This window comes from Streptomyces rubrogriseus, from assembly GCF_027947575.1.
Taxonomy (GTDB): domain Bacteria; phylum Actinomycetota; class Actinomycetes; order Streptomycetales; family Streptomycetaceae; genus Streptomyces; species Streptomyces rubrogriseus.
Map to the genome: position 1 here is coordinate 2,796,923 of NZ_CP116256.1, position 14,302 is coordinate 2,811,224.

26 protein-coding genes are annotated in these 14,302 nt (G+C 69.8%); 24 read left to right on the top strand and 2 right to left on the bottom strand.

All coding sequences use genetic code 11. The annotated features are described in order from the left end of the window. The first annotated feature begins 64 nt into the window (after positions 1-64). From Sru02f_RS12495 to Sru02f_RS12510, 4 genes are read left to right on the top strand one after another with little or no spacing between them, the layout of a single operon-like run. A complete protein-coding gene (locus tag Sru02f_RS12495; RefSeq protein ID WP_159107489.1) occupies positions 65-439 on the top strand; it encodes a hypothetical protein in 375 nt (124 codons plus the stop codon). Continuing rightward, entirely contained in the window at positions 436-708 is a 273-nt protein-coding gene (locus tag Sru02f_RS12500; RefSeq protein ID WP_109030079.1) for a hypothetical protein, read from the top strand. The genes Sru02f_RS12495 and Sru02f_RS12500 overlap by 4 nt, the downstream gene beginning before the upstream one ends. Further along, positions 705-1,553: a hypothetical protein gene (locus Sru02f_RS12505; protein WP_109030080.1), complete on the top strand. Its 849-nt coding sequence runs from the start codon at positions 705-707 to the stop codon at positions 1,551-1,553. Before Sru02f_RS12500 ends, Sru02f_RS12505 begins: the two co-directional genes overlap by 4 nt. Further along, on the top strand, positions 1,550-1,852 hold the full coding sequence (locus Sru02f_RS12510) for a hypothetical protein (protein WP_109030081.1): 303 nt from the start codon (positions 1,550-1,552) through the stop codon (positions 1,850-1,852). Before Sru02f_RS12505 ends, Sru02f_RS12510 begins: the two co-directional genes overlap by 4 nt. 210 nt (positions 1,853-2,062) lie before the next feature. Here Sru02f_RS12510 and Sru02f_RS12515 read toward each other — a convergent pair whose 3' ends face one another. Continuing rightward, positions 2,063-2,344 carry a type II toxin-antitoxin system Phd/YefM family antitoxin gene (locus tag Sru02f_RS12515; protein ID WP_109030082.1) on the bottom strand — a complete coding sequence of 94 codons (282 nt, stop codon included), beginning with the start codon at positions 2,342-2,344 and terminating at the stop codon, positions 2,063-2,065. A gap of 158 nt (positions 2,345-2,502) precedes the next feature. On the opposite strand from Sru02f_RS12515, the gene Sru02f_RS12520 reads away from it, so the two are divergent. The 18 genes from Sru02f_RS12520 (at position 2,503) to Sru02f_RS12605 (ending at position 12,868) form a co-directional block, all read left to right on the top strand. Continuing rightward, a complete protein-coding gene (locus tag Sru02f_RS12520) occupies positions 2,503-3,411 on the top strand; it encodes a hypothetical protein (protein ID WP_109030083.1) in 909 nt (302 codons plus the stop codon). Between the two features lies 1 nt (position 3,412). Beyond that, positions 3,413-4,120, top strand: a complete 708-nt coding sequence (locus tag Sru02f_RS12525; protein ID WP_109030084.1) for an ATP-binding protein — start codon at positions 3,413-3,415, stop codon at positions 4,118-4,120. Then, on the top strand, positions 4,120-5,145 hold the full coding sequence (locus Sru02f_RS12530) for an adenine nucleotide alpha hydrolase family protein (protein ID WP_218030700.1): 1,026 nt from the start codon (positions 4,120-4,122) through the stop codon (positions 5,143-5,145). Before Sru02f_RS12525 ends, Sru02f_RS12530 begins: the two co-directional genes overlap by 1 nt. After that, a complete protein-coding gene (locus tag Sru02f_RS12535) occupies positions 5,142-6,524 on the top strand; it encodes a replicative DNA helicase (RefSeq protein ID WP_167469356.1) in 1,383 nt (460 codons plus the stop codon). Before Sru02f_RS12530 ends, Sru02f_RS12535 begins: the two co-directional genes overlap by 4 nt. Beyond that, a complete protein-coding gene (locus Sru02f_RS12540) occupies positions 6,524-6,805 on the top strand; it encodes a hypothetical protein (protein WP_109030086.1) in 282 nt (93 codons plus the stop codon). The genes Sru02f_RS12535 and Sru02f_RS12540 overlap by 1 nt, the downstream gene beginning before the upstream one ends. Next, positions 6,805-8,229, top strand: coding sequence for a DNA cytosine methyltransferase (locus Sru02f_RS12545; protein ID WP_109030087.1), 1,425 nt, complete (start codon positions 6,805-6,807; stop codon positions 8,227-8,229). Before Sru02f_RS12540 ends, Sru02f_RS12545 begins: the two co-directional genes overlap by 1 nt. Beyond that, positions 8,229-8,432, top strand: coding sequence for a hypothetical protein (locus tag Sru02f_RS12550; protein WP_109030088.1), 204 nt, complete (start codon positions 8,229-8,231; stop codon positions 8,430-8,432). Before Sru02f_RS12545 ends, Sru02f_RS12550 begins: the two co-directional genes overlap by 1 nt. Before the next feature lie 80 nt (positions 8,433-8,512). Continuing rightward, positions 8,513-8,788: a hypothetical protein gene (locus tag Sru02f_RS12555; protein WP_109030089.1), complete on the top strand. Its 276-nt coding sequence runs from the start codon at positions 8,513-8,515 to the stop codon at positions 8,786-8,788. A gap of 59 nt (positions 8,789-8,847) precedes the next feature. Next, the gene (locus tag Sru02f_RS12560) at positions 8,848-9,102 is read left to right on the top strand and encodes a hypothetical protein (RefSeq protein WP_109030090.1); all 255 of its coding nucleotides are present in this window, start codon (positions 8,848-8,850) and stop codon (positions 9,100-9,102) included. An 80-nt stretch (positions 9,103-9,182) separates the two neighbouring features. After that, the gene (locus tag Sru02f_RS12565) at positions 9,183-10,223 is read left to right on the top strand and encodes a hypothetical protein (protein ID WP_109030091.1); all 1,041 of its coding nucleotides are present in this window, start codon (positions 9,183-9,185) and stop codon (positions 10,221-10,223) included. Then, positions 10,220-10,402, top strand: coding sequence for a hypothetical protein (locus tag Sru02f_RS12570; protein ID WP_109030092.1), 183 nt, complete (start codon positions 10,220-10,222; stop codon positions 10,400-10,402). The genes Sru02f_RS12565 and Sru02f_RS12570 overlap by 4 nt, the downstream gene beginning before the upstream one ends. Positions 10,403-10,760: 358 nt before the next feature. Then, positions 10,761-11,174, top strand: a complete 414-nt coding sequence (locus Sru02f_RS12575; protein ID WP_109030093.1) for a hypothetical protein — start codon at positions 10,761-10,763, stop codon at positions 11,172-11,174. Between the two features lie 59 nt (positions 11,175-11,233). Next, positions 11,234-11,404, top strand: coding sequence for a hypothetical protein (locus tag Sru02f_RS12580; protein ID WP_159107491.1), 171 nt, complete (start codon positions 11,234-11,236; stop codon positions 11,402-11,404). Further along, positions 11,401-11,601: a hypothetical protein gene (locus Sru02f_RS12585; RefSeq protein ID WP_109030094.1), complete on the top strand. Its 201-nt coding sequence runs from the start codon at positions 11,401-11,403 to the stop codon at positions 11,599-11,601. Before Sru02f_RS12580 ends, Sru02f_RS12585 begins: the two co-directional genes overlap by 4 nt. Positions 11,602-11,606: 5 nt before the next feature. Further along, the gene (locus Sru02f_RS12590) at positions 11,607-12,062 is read left to right on the top strand and encodes a LuxR C-terminal-related transcriptional regulator (protein WP_244941818.1); all 456 of its coding nucleotides are present in this window, start codon (positions 11,607-11,609) and stop codon (positions 12,060-12,062) included. After that, positions 12,059-12,295 (top strand): helix-turn-helix domain-containing protein, encoded by a 237-nt coding sequence (locus tag Sru02f_RS12595; RefSeq protein WP_109030096.1) that lies wholly within the window; start codon positions 12,059-12,061, stop codon positions 12,293-12,295. The genes Sru02f_RS12590 and Sru02f_RS12595 overlap by 4 nt, the downstream gene beginning before the upstream one ends. Further along, on the top strand, positions 12,292-12,579 hold the full coding sequence (locus tag Sru02f_RS12600) for a hypothetical protein (RefSeq protein ID WP_109030097.1): 288 nt from the start codon (positions 12,292-12,294) through the stop codon (positions 12,577-12,579). Before Sru02f_RS12595 ends, Sru02f_RS12600 begins: the two co-directional genes overlap by 4 nt. A gap of 79 nt (positions 12,580-12,658) precedes the next feature. Continuing rightward, entirely contained in the window at positions 12,659-12,868 is a 210-nt protein-coding gene (locus Sru02f_RS12605) for a hypothetical protein (protein WP_109030098.1), read from the top strand. Between the two features lie 171 nt (positions 12,869-13,039). Here Sru02f_RS12605 and Sru02f_RS12610 read toward each other — a convergent pair whose 3' ends face one another. Beyond that, positions 13,040-13,276 (bottom strand): hypothetical protein, encoded by a 237-nt coding sequence (locus tag Sru02f_RS12610; RefSeq protein WP_109030099.1) that lies wholly within the window; start codon positions 13,274-13,276, stop codon positions 13,040-13,042. Between the two features lie 326 nt (positions 13,277-13,602). Between Sru02f_RS12610 and Sru02f_RS12615 the strand changes: the two genes are divergently transcribed. Both Sru02f_RS12615 and Sru02f_RS12620 read left to right on the top strand, forming a co-directional pair. Beyond that, the gene (locus Sru02f_RS12615; protein ID WP_109030100.1) at positions 13,603-13,935 is read left to right on the top strand and encodes a GNAT family N-acetyltransferase; all 333 of its coding nucleotides are present in this window, start codon (positions 13,603-13,605) and stop codon (positions 13,933-13,935) included. Between the two features lie 3 nt (positions 13,936-13,938). After that, complete coding sequence (locus tag Sru02f_RS12620; RefSeq protein WP_109030101.1) at positions 13,939-14,301, top strand: hypothetical protein; 363 nt, start codon at positions 13,939-13,941, stop codon at positions 14,299-14,301. Position 14,302 lies beyond the last annotated feature (1 nt).

A 14,302-nucleotide genomic window follows, 5' to 3' on the forward strand; every position in this document is an offset into this window, starting at 1 on the left:
CACCCCGATCGGGAGCCGCTGCGGCCCGAACCTGCAGCGGCTCCCGGAACCAGGAGAGCACACCATGACGACACTCACCCCGGACCAGGCCGCCGCCCGAGCCCGCCGCATCCTCGCCGCCCTCGGCCCCGTCCCCGCCTGGACGGAAGCCGTCCTCGACCAGGCCGTCCTCCACCTCGGCCGCAGCGGCAAGCCCTTCGGGGCGAACGACCTGCGGCTCATAGTCCCCGAGGACGACTGCCGGTCCGCCGGCCTGTACCTCCGCGGGCTCGTCGAACTCGAGAACCCCGTCGTCCTCCGCGTCACCGGCGAAGTCGTGTCGATCAACCCGAAGGCCCACGGCAAGAAGGTCAACGTCTACCGGCTCACCGCCGCCGGACGCCGCCACCTCGAGGCCCGCATCGCCGCCCGCACCGAGCAGCGGAGGGCCGCCGCGTGACCGCCGGCCAGCTCGACACCGTCATCAACGCCTACGTGTGGTTCGACGCGCAGCTCGCCACCTTCGGGCCCGGCGTGATCCTCGCCGTCGGCGTCCGGCTGGTGTGGCGCGGCACGTGGCGTGCCCTCGACCGCATCGCCGCCGCCCGCGAAACCGTCACCCGCATCCGCACCCAGGCCGCCCCCGACACGCGGCCCGGCACCGACCAGAACGCACTCCACACCTGCACCGCCATCTGGAACACCAGCACTCGAGAGGAGAAGCCGTGACCACCGCCGTCCGCCAAGCCCCCCACCACCGCACCCTCACCTGCTACACCGACTACCGCTGCCGGCGCCCCGACTGCGTCGAGCGGTACAACGAGCGCAACCGTGCCCGACTCCAAGCCCACAAGGACGGCACCTGGAACCGGTACGTCGATGCCGAACCCGTCCGCCAGCACCTGCTCGCGCTCGCCGACGAAGACGTGCCCCCCTACATCGTGGCCGCAACCGTCGGAGCCTCAAAGCAGACCGTCCACGGCATCCTCCACCCCAACAAGTCCAAGAACCGGGGCCGCCAGCGACGCATCAACCCCACCCTCGCCGCCAAGATCCTGGCCGTCACCCCCGACAACTGCCGCCGCGGCAAGATCTCCAGTACTGGAACAGTCCGACGGCTTCAGGCCCTGGTCGCTGCTGGCTGGCCTCTGAAGGAGATCGCAGCCCACGCCGGAGTCAACCACTCCAACATGAGCCGGCTGCTGCGCAACGACTTCATCCTCGCGAGCACCGCCAAGACCATCGCCGACACGTACAACGCGCTCGCCCACCGCAGCCCGGAGCGGCACGGAGTGGACAAGACCCAAGCCAAGCGGGCCCGGAACTGGGCCGCAAGCCAGGGCTGGGCCAAGGTCACGTACTGGGCCGAACGGATGGACGTCATCGACGACCCCGACTTCCAGCCCCTCTACGGCGTCACCAAGCGGGAGATCGTCGCCCAGGACGCCAACTGGCTGATGACCGAAGGCCGCCTCGACCGGGCCAGCGCCGCCGCCCGGCTCGGCGTGTCCAAGGCCTACATCGACCACGCCTTCCGCGACCACCCCCAGTACGCCGTCGAGGTGGCCGCATGATCGCCACTCGCATCGGTGCCGACCGCGGCCCCTACCTCCACGCCTCCACCACCCACACCTACGACGAGAACGGCGACATCGACCTCATCGCCGTCGAACACGCCCTCAACGGCCAGCCCGTCACCCTCACCCAAGCCGAGCAGCTGTACACGGCCCGGCTCCTCCACGACCGCGGCTACGGGCCGTCCGCCATCGGCCGGCGCATCCGCGCCGACCACTCCACCGTCACCGCCTGGCGCGACAACGGATGGAAGCCCGTCGCCGTGCACCCCAAAAGCCGGAAGAAGACCACGGCATGAGCGGAAGCACGGACCAGCGACGTGCGCCCCCGACCTCACCAGCGGGGCGAGACACGAGGTTCGCCCACGCAGCCACGGTGCGTAAACGGGCAGGTCAGAGCGCGTTTGGAGGCTCTCCGCCACCCGGAGAACCTACACGGAACAGGTTGCGGAGAACACGACAAAGGCCCCGCGGAAGCGGGGCCAGGAGGACGAGAGGAGAGGCCAGTGCTAGTCGCCAAGAGCGCGCCGTTGAGCAACGGCCATGGCTTCTCCGAGCATGCGCGCCTTGTGCGCGTCGTCGGAAGTCGTGCCGGCTTCCAGCTCCCTCAGGTAGCCACGCAGTTCGCGGAGCGTCATGTAGTCCTCGTAGCTCACGATCACAGCCGCTTCCTTGCCCCGGTTGATGAGGACGGTCGGCTCGTTGGCGTAGCGGGCGCGCGAGATGACCTCACCGAGGACGTTGCGGGCTTCGGCGATCTTGGCGCGGTGCTCGGTGGGGGTCGCGGTCATGGCAACAGCGTAGCGGATTTGTCACGCTGCACACCACGGCGACTTCGCTTTCTTAGCTATGATGGGCATGAGCGGGGCGGCAGTGACAAGCCGCCTTAGAGGCCCTGGTTCCGCGCGCCCAAAAGCCCCTCAACCAGCACTCTCCGAAAGAAGCCCCGATGCCTTGGGTCAAGTTGGACGACCGGTTCCCGTCGCACCGCAAGATCGCCTTGCTGTCCGACCGGGCGTTCCGGCTGCACGTGTCCGCGATCTGCTGGTGCGCCGAGAACCTCACCGACGGCCGCATCAGTGACCGCGAGCTGGCCCTCGTGACCCGCGTGCGAGGCGTCAAGGCGACCGCCAAGCAGCTGGAGGACGCCGGCCTGTGGGACCGCACCGACGACGGCTGGCAGATCCACGACTACCTCGACTACAACCCGTCCCGCGAACAGGTGCTCATCGAGCGGAAGAAGAACGCCGAGCGACAGGAGCGCTTCAGGCGCCGCAAGAACGGCAGGCCGACCCCACCCAGTAACGGGGGCAGTAACGGCGTTACGCCCGACGACGAAACGCGCGACGGCGACACGACGGCGACACGACGGAAGCACGACGGCGACACGACGGCGACACGAAGCAACACCGTTCAGAACGAAGAACCCCAGGTCAACGAGATTCGTAACGCCGTTACTAACGACGCCCCGACCCGACCCGACCCGAACCCCATATCTATGGCTGATGTAGATGGGGAGAGTGCAGGTTCTGTAGCGCGCACGGTTGAGCGGTCTGACGACCGCCTCACCCCCATCGATGTCGACGGCTTCGAACTCACCGACGCCATGCGCGCATGGTCCCTGCGCACCTTCGGCCCCAGCCTCGACGTCGACTACGAGACCGCCCAGTTCATCGATCACTTCCGCGCCCAGAACACGCGCCGCCCCAACTGGCCGGCCGAGTGGCAGAAGTGGATCCGCCGCTCCGCCAAGTTCGCCTCCGAGCGTGCCAACCGACCGCCCCTCCGCGCAGTCTCTGGCGGCTATCAGCCGTACCGCGATCCCACCGACGAGTCCGTCTACGACAAGGACCTCTGACATGCAGTACATCCCGCCGAACAACCTGCGAGGCCACGACCTCGCTCCGCTGCTGGCCGCCCGCGGCCTCCCCGCGGACTGGCTGGAGGTCAACGACTTCGACCCGCACAGCCCGCAGAACGTCGCCCGCCACACCTACAGCGAGGTCGCCGCCCTCGTTCCGTTCCACTACCGGTCCGCGGCGCCCACGCTGCCCGAGCTGCGGCAGTGGATCGACGTCCTGGTCGGTGCGGCGAAGGAAGCCCAGGCGGCCCGCAACGCTCCGATGGCCACCGTGCTGCACGGCCCCTCGCTGCTCCTCCTCGGCCGCGTCGGCACCGGCAAGACCTACGAGTCCTACGGGGCGATGCGGGAGCTGGCCGTCACCGGGGTCCGCGCCCAGTGGCACGTGACCACGGCCGCCGACCTGTACGCCGCCCTGCGTCCCCGGCACGGCATCGACTCGGAGGCCGAGTTCCGCACCTACCGCGACGCCCCGCTGCTCCTCGTCGACGACCTCGGGGCTGGCGGGAAGCCGTCCGAGTTCACGGAAGAAGTCAACTTCCGGCTGATCAACCACCGGTACGAGCGGCAGCTGCCGACCCTGTTCACGTCGAACGCCGACGCCGACAAGCTCCGCGACCGCCTCGGCGACCGGGTCACCTCCCGGCTGCGGGAGATGTGCCAGCGCGTCGTCGTCAAGGGCACCGACCGCCGGAGGGCCGCGTGATGAGCGGACCTACCCTGCGCCTGCTGTCCCTCGGTGCTGGCGTCCAGTCCACCACCCTGCTGCTGCTCGCCGCCGAAGGACGCCTCCCTGGCCTGGACGGCGCGATCTTTGCTGACACCGGCTGGGAGCCCGCCGCCGTGTACGAGCACCTCGACAAGTTGGAAGAGGAGATTGCCAAGCCTGCCGGGATCCCGATCTACCGGGTATCGACCGGCCGTATCCAGGACGACGTCCTCGACCCCGACAAGCAGCGCTCCCTGCCCGCACACACTCGGGACCCCGAAACGGGCGAGGACGGCATGCTGAACCGGCGCTGCACGCAGACGTACAAGCTCACGCCAATTCTGCGGCAGACCCGGCTGCTGCTCGGTGCGTCGACGTCGGACCCGGCACCGTGCCGGTACTGCGACGGCACCGGCACGCGGATCGCCCCGTGGCGGGCCAAGCGCAACGACATGACGTCTGGCCCATGCTCTGTCTGTGACGGCACCGGCACCCTCGCCCGCGTCAACCAGCCCCCGGCTGGCGCCTGGGCTGAGCAGTGGATCGGCTTCTCCACCGACGAGATCGGTCGCGTCTCCGACCGCGGCGACACGCGCTACTCGAAGTCCCGGCATCCGCTCCTGGAACTGAGCATGTCGCGCACCCAGTGCGACGCCTACCTGAAGCACCACGGCTGGACGTCGGTGGAGAAGTCCGCCTGCATCGGTTGCCCGTTCCATGGCAACGCCGAGTGGCGCCGTATGCGGGACACCGACCCCCAGTCGTGGCAGGAGGCCATCCGCTTCGACAAGGCGTACCGGACCGGGCCCGGCCTGCGCCACCAAAGGTTCCTGCACATCTCCCGCAAGCCCCTTGACGAGGCACCCATCGACAAGATCCGCCGCTCCGAGTGGCAGATGGACACGATCTTCGATGCCGCCTACGAGGCCGAACTTGCCGAACAGGGCGACCCCGACGGCTGCTCTCCCTGGGCGTGCCGCTCTGGCCAGCCCGTGATCAACGATGAAGAGGAAGCCGCGTGACGACCGACACCGAACTGTGGGCACCCGACGAGGCCGTGGTCGATCCCGGCCCGCGGCCTCCGGAGCGGCCCCGGGACGTCGAAGCTGAGCGCGTCCTCGTGGCCACTGCCATGCAGCAGCCGAACGTCGTCGACGAACTCGGCGCCGAAGGCTTCGACCCCGCCGACATCACCACCGACGCCTACCGGTGGACGTGGTGGGCCGTGGAAGAACTCCAGGGCCAGTTCCGCGACGGGGAGCTCAAGCACCTTGCCGTGCACCGGCTGCTGGAGACGTGGCATGCCGAGGGCCGCATGCCGACCCGGCCCCCGGCTGTCGAGCAGTTGCTGGACCTGTACCAGCAGTCGCACCCGGGCGCCGCCGCCTGGTATGCGAAGCGGATCGAGAAGAAGGCGATCGCCGCCCGGCTCGTCGCCCTCGGCTACGACGCCATGCTCAAGGGCGCCTCCCTGGCATTCGACGAGGACACGGACGTCGCCGCCATCCAGTCCGACCTCGACGGCGTCGTCCGGGTCGCTGACGACGCCGACATGGCCCCCATCGGCGACCTGCTCCTCGACAGCCTGGAGCGGGCCACCACCCCGCCCACCAACGAACAGCGCATCCCCACCGGCTTCATGGACCTCGATGCGCTGCTGTCCGGCGGGTGGGCGCCCGGCCAGCTCGTCGTCGTCGGTGCCCGGCCCGCCATGGGCAAGTCCACGATCGCCGCAGACTTCGCCCGCGGCGCCGCCATCAAGAACAAGATCCCGTCCTTGTTCGAGTCGCTGGAGATGGGCAAGGACGAACTGTCCGACCGGATCCTGTGCGCAGAGGCCCGCATCCCGCTGCACCACCTGAAGCAGGGCATCGTCTCCGACGAGGACATGGCGCGCGCCGCCCGGCACGCTCCCGCGATTGCTGCGGCCCCCCTGTGGATCAACGATGCGGCGACCCTGTCGCTGCCGATGCTGCGGGGCCGGATCCGCAACCTCGTCCGCACCCAGGGCCTCCGCCTGGCCATCGTCGACTACCTGCAGCTGATGCAGGCGCCGCGCGCCGAATCGAGGCAGCAGGCCGTCGCCGAGATCTCCCGGAACCTGAAGCTCATCGCGAAGGACTTCGGGATCACCGTGATCGTCCTGTGTCAGCTCAACCGTGGCCCCGAGCAGCGGCAGGAGAAGCGGCCGATGGTGTCCGACCTCCGCGAGTCGGGGGCGATCGAGCAGGACGCCGACATCGTGCTCCTCCTCCACCGCGAGGACGCCTACGAGAAGGAATCCCCGCGGGCCGGCGAAGCCGACCTGATCGTCGGCAAGCACCGCGGCGGACCCACCGCGACGATCACCGTCGCCGCGCAACTCCACTTCGCTCGCATGATCGACATGGCAGGTACGTGATGACGACCCAGCCCACCCCCGAAGACATCGCGGCAATGCGCGCCGACGGCAGCCTCCGCGACTACCTCAAATACCTCACCAGCCAGGCCGAAAGGCCCACCGCCAAGCCCAAGCCCGCCCTCACCGCGGTTCCGGCGGCCGGCTACCGCATCGCCCACACCGGCGGCTGGCCCCTCGGCACCGCCGCCTCGGGCCCGACGCCGCCGCCGGACGCCTGCACCTGCGCCCGCTGCAGCCACAACCCCACCAGCACCACGACTCACCGGAAGGACGCCGCCTGATGTACCGCCACGACAACGACACGCTCACTGTCATGGACTGGTTCTGCGGCGCCGGCGGCAGCAGTCAGGGCGTCGACGCTGTCCCCGGTGTCCGCGTCACCCGCGCCGCCAACCACTGGAAGCGGGCCATCGAATCCCACGCCGCGAACTTCCCCGACACCGACCACTACCAGGGCGACATCCGCAAGGCGCCCGTCTGGGACTGGCCCGTCTGCGACCTGTTCTGGGCCAGCCCCGAATGCACCAACTGGTCGGTCGCCAAGGGCAAGCAGCGCGACTTCGACAAGACGATGCAGTACGACCTGTTCTCCCTCCTCGAGGAGCGCGACGAGGAACCGCCGACCGCGGAGGAAGAGTCCCGGGCGCTCATGGAGGAAGTCCCGCTGTACCTGCGCGGCGTGCAGGAGCGCGGCGGCCTTGTCAAGGCTGGCATCGTCGAGAACGTTGTGGACGTCCGCAACTGGGACCAGTGGGACCGCTGGCTCGGAGAGATCCACAAGCTCGGCTACGACACCCGCGTCATCGCCCTGAACGCCATGCATGCCCGGCCGCGCAGCGTGCACCGGGCACCGCAGTCCCGCGACCGCCTGTTCGTCGGCTACTGGCACCGCTCGCTGGGCCGCACCCCGGACTGGAACAAGTGGCTGCGACCGCGTGCCTGGTGCGAGACGTGCGGCCAGCACGTCGACGCCCTCCAGGTGTTCAAGAAGTACGGCCGCGACATGGGCCGCTACCGGCAGCAGTACGTGTACCGCTGCCCCAACATCAGCTGCCGGAACAGCCTCCTCGAGCCCGAGACGCTGCCCGCAGCCGCCTGTATCGACTGGTCCCTGCCTGGTCAGCGCATCGGCGACCGGGCCCGCCCGCTTGCCGAAAAGACCCTCGCACGCATCCGGGCCGGCATTGCCCGGTTCGCTCACCCGCTCGACGGGCGGCGCCTTCAGGTGCCGCCGCTGATGGTGCCCGTCGAAGGCCGGGACGGAAAGGAGGCGAACACGGCGCTGGCCCCGCTGCGTACCCAGACCGCCCGGAACGAAACGGGCCTGGCGTGGCTGCCGTTCATCGCCGAACTCCGCGGCGGCGGCAGCGTGGCCCGGCCCGTGACCGAGGCCCTCGCTACGGTCACCGCCTCCGGGAACCACCACGGTCTGGTGCACCCGGACCCGCGGATAGCCGTGATCGATGGCGCGGTCGACATCGAGGACGTCCTGTTCAGGATGTTGGAGCCCCACGAGATCGGTCGCGCGATGAGCTTTGCCGACGAGTACATCGTTCTCGGTTCGAAGCGTGAGCGCGTGAAGCAGTACGGCAACGCAGTCCCGCCCAACATGTCCGAAGTCCTCGTCTGCGCCCTCGTCGAAGCGATCACCGGCGAGGAGCTCTCCCGGCACGAGGGCATCGCCGGATTCGCGGAGGCTGCCTGATGGCGACCACCCACCTGTGGGCCGGCGACCACGTCGGCCGCGACTTCACCGGCTCCCGCCCCGAAACCGGCTGCCCCTGCCCGAAGGCGGCGTGCGGCCTGGTCCTGGCGGACCTGATCCGCCCGGACTGCCCGGCCCATGCCGCCGCCCGATCGATGCGGCAATCCCACCCCACCCGCAACTGCCCCGGAGGAACCACGTGAGTGCCCCGATCATCTGTCGACCGCCGTCGTTCCCGATTCGACGCGTCCTCGACTGTCCGACCTGCAGGCAGAAGCGGCGAATGGCTGGTCGCGATCACGGCCCGTACTACGGCCCGACCATCACTTGCTGCGGCTGCGGCGACTCGTGGTCCTGTGGCGAACTGCTGCCTCGTCCGTTCAGGCGCGGATGGCGGACCGCCGAGATCGCCAAGGTCAAGCGGGCCTGGACTGAGGCGGGTCTGTACACGGCCGCTGACTACAAGGCGTGGCTGGCTGACGAACTCGCAGTCGTCGTGGCCGATTACGGCAGCTCTGTCGAGGACGTGCCGCTGCCCGAGTCTGCCGCCTCTGCGTAGGAGGACCGGTGGTGTCGAAACCCCCGCCGCACACGCGGCCCAACCCCAGGAGAAACCCGATGACCGACCGCCTCACCGACCAGCAGCTCACCAACATCGAGCGCGCCCTGCCGCGTCTCAGCGAGTACGCCGAGCAGTCCGACGACGTCCGCGCCGTCGCCGAGGGCGTGCCCGCGCTGCTCGCCGAAGTCCGCCGCCTCCAGGTCGAGCTAGCGAAGTCCGCCGAGGACGTCGACTGGCTCCGCTGCCTGGAGGCCGCGGGCGTCGACAACTGGGAGGGCATCGACACGGCGATCGAGATGCGCGACGAGTAGCAAGCCGACGGCCCGGGGCGCGCCTATCGCCCCGGGCCTGGCCCCGAGTTTTCCATCCCGTCCTGTCCTGGAGGAACCCGATGACCGACCAGACCACCGAGACCGCCCGCGCCCTGCTGTACCGGTACGGCCTGCCCGAGGACGTGATCGACGGCGTCCTGTGCCTGCACGCGCGGGAGCTGGCCGCCGAGATCCGCGAGGAGACGCGGCAGCTGAAGGAGCACGGCGTGCTGGAGCCGTGGAAGTACCGGCCGTGCCGTGACGCGGCCAACCAGATCGATCCCACGCGGAACGAGGACGACGTCGACCCGGACGAGGCGGGTGCCCCGCTGCCGCCCGCCGACCAGACCGCGCTCCGCGACCGCATCACCGACGGACAGGGCGAGCCTGTCGAGCTCCGCGGCCTGCCCCGTGAGGTCCGGCTCCTCGTCCACAGCATCGACCGGATGCGCCGCGAATGGGCCGAGATGCCCGAGCACGGCCCGGAGCGGCGAGGGCTCTGGACTGAGGTGCACAGCGCGTGCGAGGCCGTGTGGAACCGACCGCTGGCCGTGCTGCCCGCGCCCGTCGACCGGGCCACCGTCCTCCGCGAAGCCGCCGACCAGTACGCCAAGCTCACCGACCAGAACGAGGCCTACGACCGCGAGCACGGCGAGCTGGACGAGGAAGCCCGACTGCGGCACGAGGTAGTCCGCGACGTGGTCGCCGGGCTGCGCCGCATGGCCGACGAGACGGCAGCCACCGAGACGCACCCGCCCGCCGACGCAGGTCTTCCCGCCGGAACGCTGGAGGCCGCCGAGATCGGCGCCAACCGCCTGGACACCTGGGCCCGGTCGCCGCAGGGCCGCAACTTCCTCGCGCACGCCCTGGTCCAGCTCGCCCGTACCGGCTGGCTGCGCCCCGCCCCGGGTGAGCCCTTCGAGCCGAAGCGGGAGGACGCGCCGCCTGCTGAACCCGTCGTGACGATGCACGCGATCCCGCTGCCCGGCTCCAACGGTGTCAGCGCCTGCTGCGGGCGCCCGCCCTGCGAGTTCGTCGGCGAGCGCGTCACCCGCGATCCCGACAAGGTCACCTGCACCGGGGCCGCCGCCGGGGTGCGGCAGGACGGGGCGCCGTCGTGAGCCTCGCTGCCCGCCGTGCCGCCGCTCTCGACGTCCTGTCCCGCCGCCAGCCTCCCGCCGGGCAAAGCCCGGCCGAGACGCGGCCGTCGGGGGCTATGCCGACGGATTGGCGGGAGGCGCTCGCCTACCTCGACGCCCGGGACCGGGTGGAGGGCGGGGAGGAGGCGCCGCCCGTGTGACGGCCGTGCGGGGCGCTGTGTGCCCGTCTCAGCGCCCCGCACTCGCCCGGCGACTCTCGCGTCGCCGGAACCCCTCCCAACGGCCCTCAGGGGCCGTAGAAGCCTTTCGATCATCAGGAGACGACATGACCTCCGCAGACGAACTCCGCACCGCCGCCGAGAAACTGCGCCAAGTGGCCCCCAAGCTGCGCGGACTCTACGCACGCGTCGCCGATCCGGCCGCCGAGTGACTGGACCACGAGGCCAACTTGGCCCGCGACGCCCACCTGTGGGCAGAACGCGAGCCCTGCGGCTGGTGCGGAGAGCCCGCCCACGCTCACGCCCTCGCCGTGGCCCGCACCATCAACGGCACCGCGCCGTGACCGCGGACCCGCTCCCGTTCTGCGACCCGCTGTGGACCGACCCGGAACTCGACGACACCACCCCCGACGATCCCCGGCTCCGCGACCTCCGCGGCCAAGGCCTCACCGCCATCCAGCTGCACACCATCACCGACATAGCGCTCGCCACCGACCACCTCACCGAAAGGAACCCGATGACCGCCGAAACTCCCACCCCCGCCGTCGGCCAGATCTGGCAGGACAACGACCCGCGCAGCGATGGAAGGCGGTTGCTCATCGAGTGGATCGACGACACCCACGCAAGAGTTCGTCAGGTCGCGCTTACCGCCGACGGCCACCCCGTCCCCCTGCCCGGAGTACGCCAGTCCCGCATCCGTCTCGACCGCTTCCGCCCCACCAGCACCGGCTACCGCTACGTCGGCACCGCCTGAACCCACCCCGCCAGCCGCCGCCCCACACCCGGGGCGGCGGCCCGAGAAAGGCCAGCACCATGACCGAACGCACCCGCCCGAGGCGGCGCGCCCGCTACCGCTCGATCTACGTCAACGGCATCCCACTGTGGGAGTGCGGACGCTGCGGAGACCGCCAGCCCCCGAGCACCCCGCACCACACCCTCGCCGAGCACGAGGACACGTGCGGCCAGCCCGAGGACGGGCGATGACCGGCCGCCCGCTGCCGCCTGTCCTGCCGTCGGCCCGGGTGTGGCAGATCCTCCGCCGCTGCTACCCCGGCCAGAACCCCGCCGCCGTCCTCGAACGCGCGCTGATCATGCTCGCCACCGCCGACGGACACCTCACACCCAGCGGGCAGTTGAAGGCCGGAATCGGCGGGCGGCCTGCGGGACGGAGGCAGCCGTGACCGAGATGCCGGCTCGTGAACTCGAGGTACTGAAGCTGCTGGCCAACGGCTTCACCTACGAGGAGATCGCCGAACAGTTGTCCCTCGGCGTCGGTGGGGCGAAGGGTGCCGCGAGTCGCATGATGATGCGCCTCGGAGCCCTCAATGCCCCGCATGCCGTCTTCCTCGCAGTCCAGCAAGGAATCCTCCCCGGCCGCGCCAAGCGGCGCCCAGGCCCCCCACGACAACCGCTCACCCCCAGGCAAGCCCTGGTGCTCGACACCGCCGCCGACGGAGCCAGCCTCGCCGTCGTCGCCGCCCGCCTCGGCACCACGCGAGAACAGATCTCATCCAGCCTCTCCGGCGCCTACCTCCGCCTCGGCGTCCACCAGCACCCGCGAGCCGAACGCCGCGCCGCAGCCGTCGCCGAAGCCCGCCGCCGCGGACTCATCCCACCCGCCAAACAGGAGCGTGCAGCATGACCGACCTGCCCGCCGACGACCGGCTGCGCGCCTTGGTCCGCCAGGCCCTCACCGACGCCCGCATCTCCCAAGCCGAGATCGCCCGCCAGTTGGGCGTGTCCACCAAGCACCTCAGCCACATGCTCACCGGCCGCGCCCACCTCACCCTCACCTGGGCCGAAGGCATCCTCGGTCTCTGCGGCATGAACCTGCAACTCGCCATCCAGCCCGACCAGCCCAGGAGTGCCGCATGACCGACCTCCCGACCAGCCTGCCCTGCAACTGGGCTCGGACCCGCCAGCCGCATCCGCCGCACGACTGGGAGCCGCAGCCCGGCATGGTCCCCGTCCACTGCCCGGGGCGCCGCCAAGGGGACACGGACGAGCCAGAGCTGACCGCCGAGGAAGCCCGTACCCTCGCCGAGCACTACGAGGAGTGCCCGCAGTACGACAACCCGACCGCTCCGCACTGTCACTGCGAAGGCATCAACCAGGCCGACGACAACTACTGGACCGAACCGCCCAACCTCAATGGCTGACCGCTAGAACACGGAGAAGACCATCAAGAACCACAGCAACACCGCCGCCCTAGACGCCATCGCATCCTTCACCAACATCATGACCGTCCGTTACGCCGTCGGCAGCCACCCACACGCCGTCGACGTACTCACCGGCGGTTTCAGCCTTGCCGACCACCTCCAACGACTGGACCCCGCTAGCAGCGGCAGCGAGAAGGAGTGGGTCACATTCATGCTCAAGGCCGGCGGCGAGATCGCCCTGCGGGACAGCAGCATCATCGCCATTGAAATGCCCGCGGTAGAGCCGTAAACCCAGCCCGACCAGCGGCACAGAAGCCCCGCCGCTCAAATCCGGGTGGCGGGGCTTTCGTTGCGCTCCGTAGTCGGCGGCGCTCTGGTGCAGAGTTCGTTACATCCCGGGCGTAACTATCTCTGCAAGATCACCGGACGACTGTTAACGCAGCGTATAACCGGCATGCGGTCAGAACGTGCCGGTGCAGGCGAGGCAGACGTGCGACTGCTCCCAGGTGGCCCGCTGCGCCTCCGCCCACTGCACCGCCTTGTACACGACCGCACCCCAGCCCGCCCCACCCGCGGCGATCAGCAGGCCGAGCAAGATCGCGCCCTCCGTCAGGACCAGGACGCCGACGGCGATCGCGATCAGCGCCGCCCAATACGAGACCTTCGGCCGGGCCGGCGGCGCGTACTTCGCCTTCAACGGCGACTCCGCAGGCAAGCTCTGCCAGTAGTGCGGCAAGTCGGCGACGTTCGGGGACGAGCACTTCGGCGACGGGCAAGCGATCACAGCGACCCCCGGGATGCGGCGTAGTGGGGGCAGCAGGGTCGTGGGGTACCGGGCAGTACGGCAAGCAGGCTGCGGGCAGTGTGGGCCGGGCCACAGAACGGCAGCCGCAGGAGTCTCGCCTGTCGCAGGGGGAGCGCTTGAGTAGCTGGGCAACTCCAGAGTGAACCTGTAGAGAGGACTACAGTTCGTGTGTAGTCTGGTCTACAGATGGAGCGGGGGTCGCTCCGGAGGGGACCAACATGCTGACGATCACCACCCGCACCGGCGACTACTACGGCGACGGCAGCAGCAACCACATCTGGGAGACCCGCGACGCCGACGGCCAGCTCATCGCCGAACTCTACGTCTCCACCGACCGCCACGAGATCATGAACATCTGGGTCGACGAAGACCACCGCGGCGAGGGCCACGCCCGCGCCCTCTACGAGGCGGCCACCGACCAGATGAACGTCTGCCATGCCCCCGCTGCCCACCGCAGCCCCGAGGGCAACGCGTTCGCCGAGGCCGTCGGCGGCCCCACTGTCGCCCCTTACGCCTGCGACTGCTACGCCTGCGACTCTCTGGAGGACTGACCCATGCAGCAGTACGAACTTGAAGCGTGGCTCGGCGACGACCACGACCTCAGTGACGAGCAGATCGTTGAACTCTTGCAGGCCGCCCACGAGATTGAAGAGCAGTACCCGGACGAAGACGACCGCGACGACCGTGAATCTGCGCTCACCGCTGCGTACCGCCTGATAGTCGAGGCCCCGGAGGACCTCATTGCCGAGTTGGCCCAGGAGCGCGCCCGAGCTCGCGCAGCCGAGCGGAAGGCTCTCGTTGCCCTGCGGCAGATCGGTGTCACCCGCATCGGCAACGGCGACGCCACGGAGGCCGGGTTCGCACACCAAGCAGGCGTCGACCGGATGGCTGTTCGCAGGTGGCTCGGCAAGCGCTGAT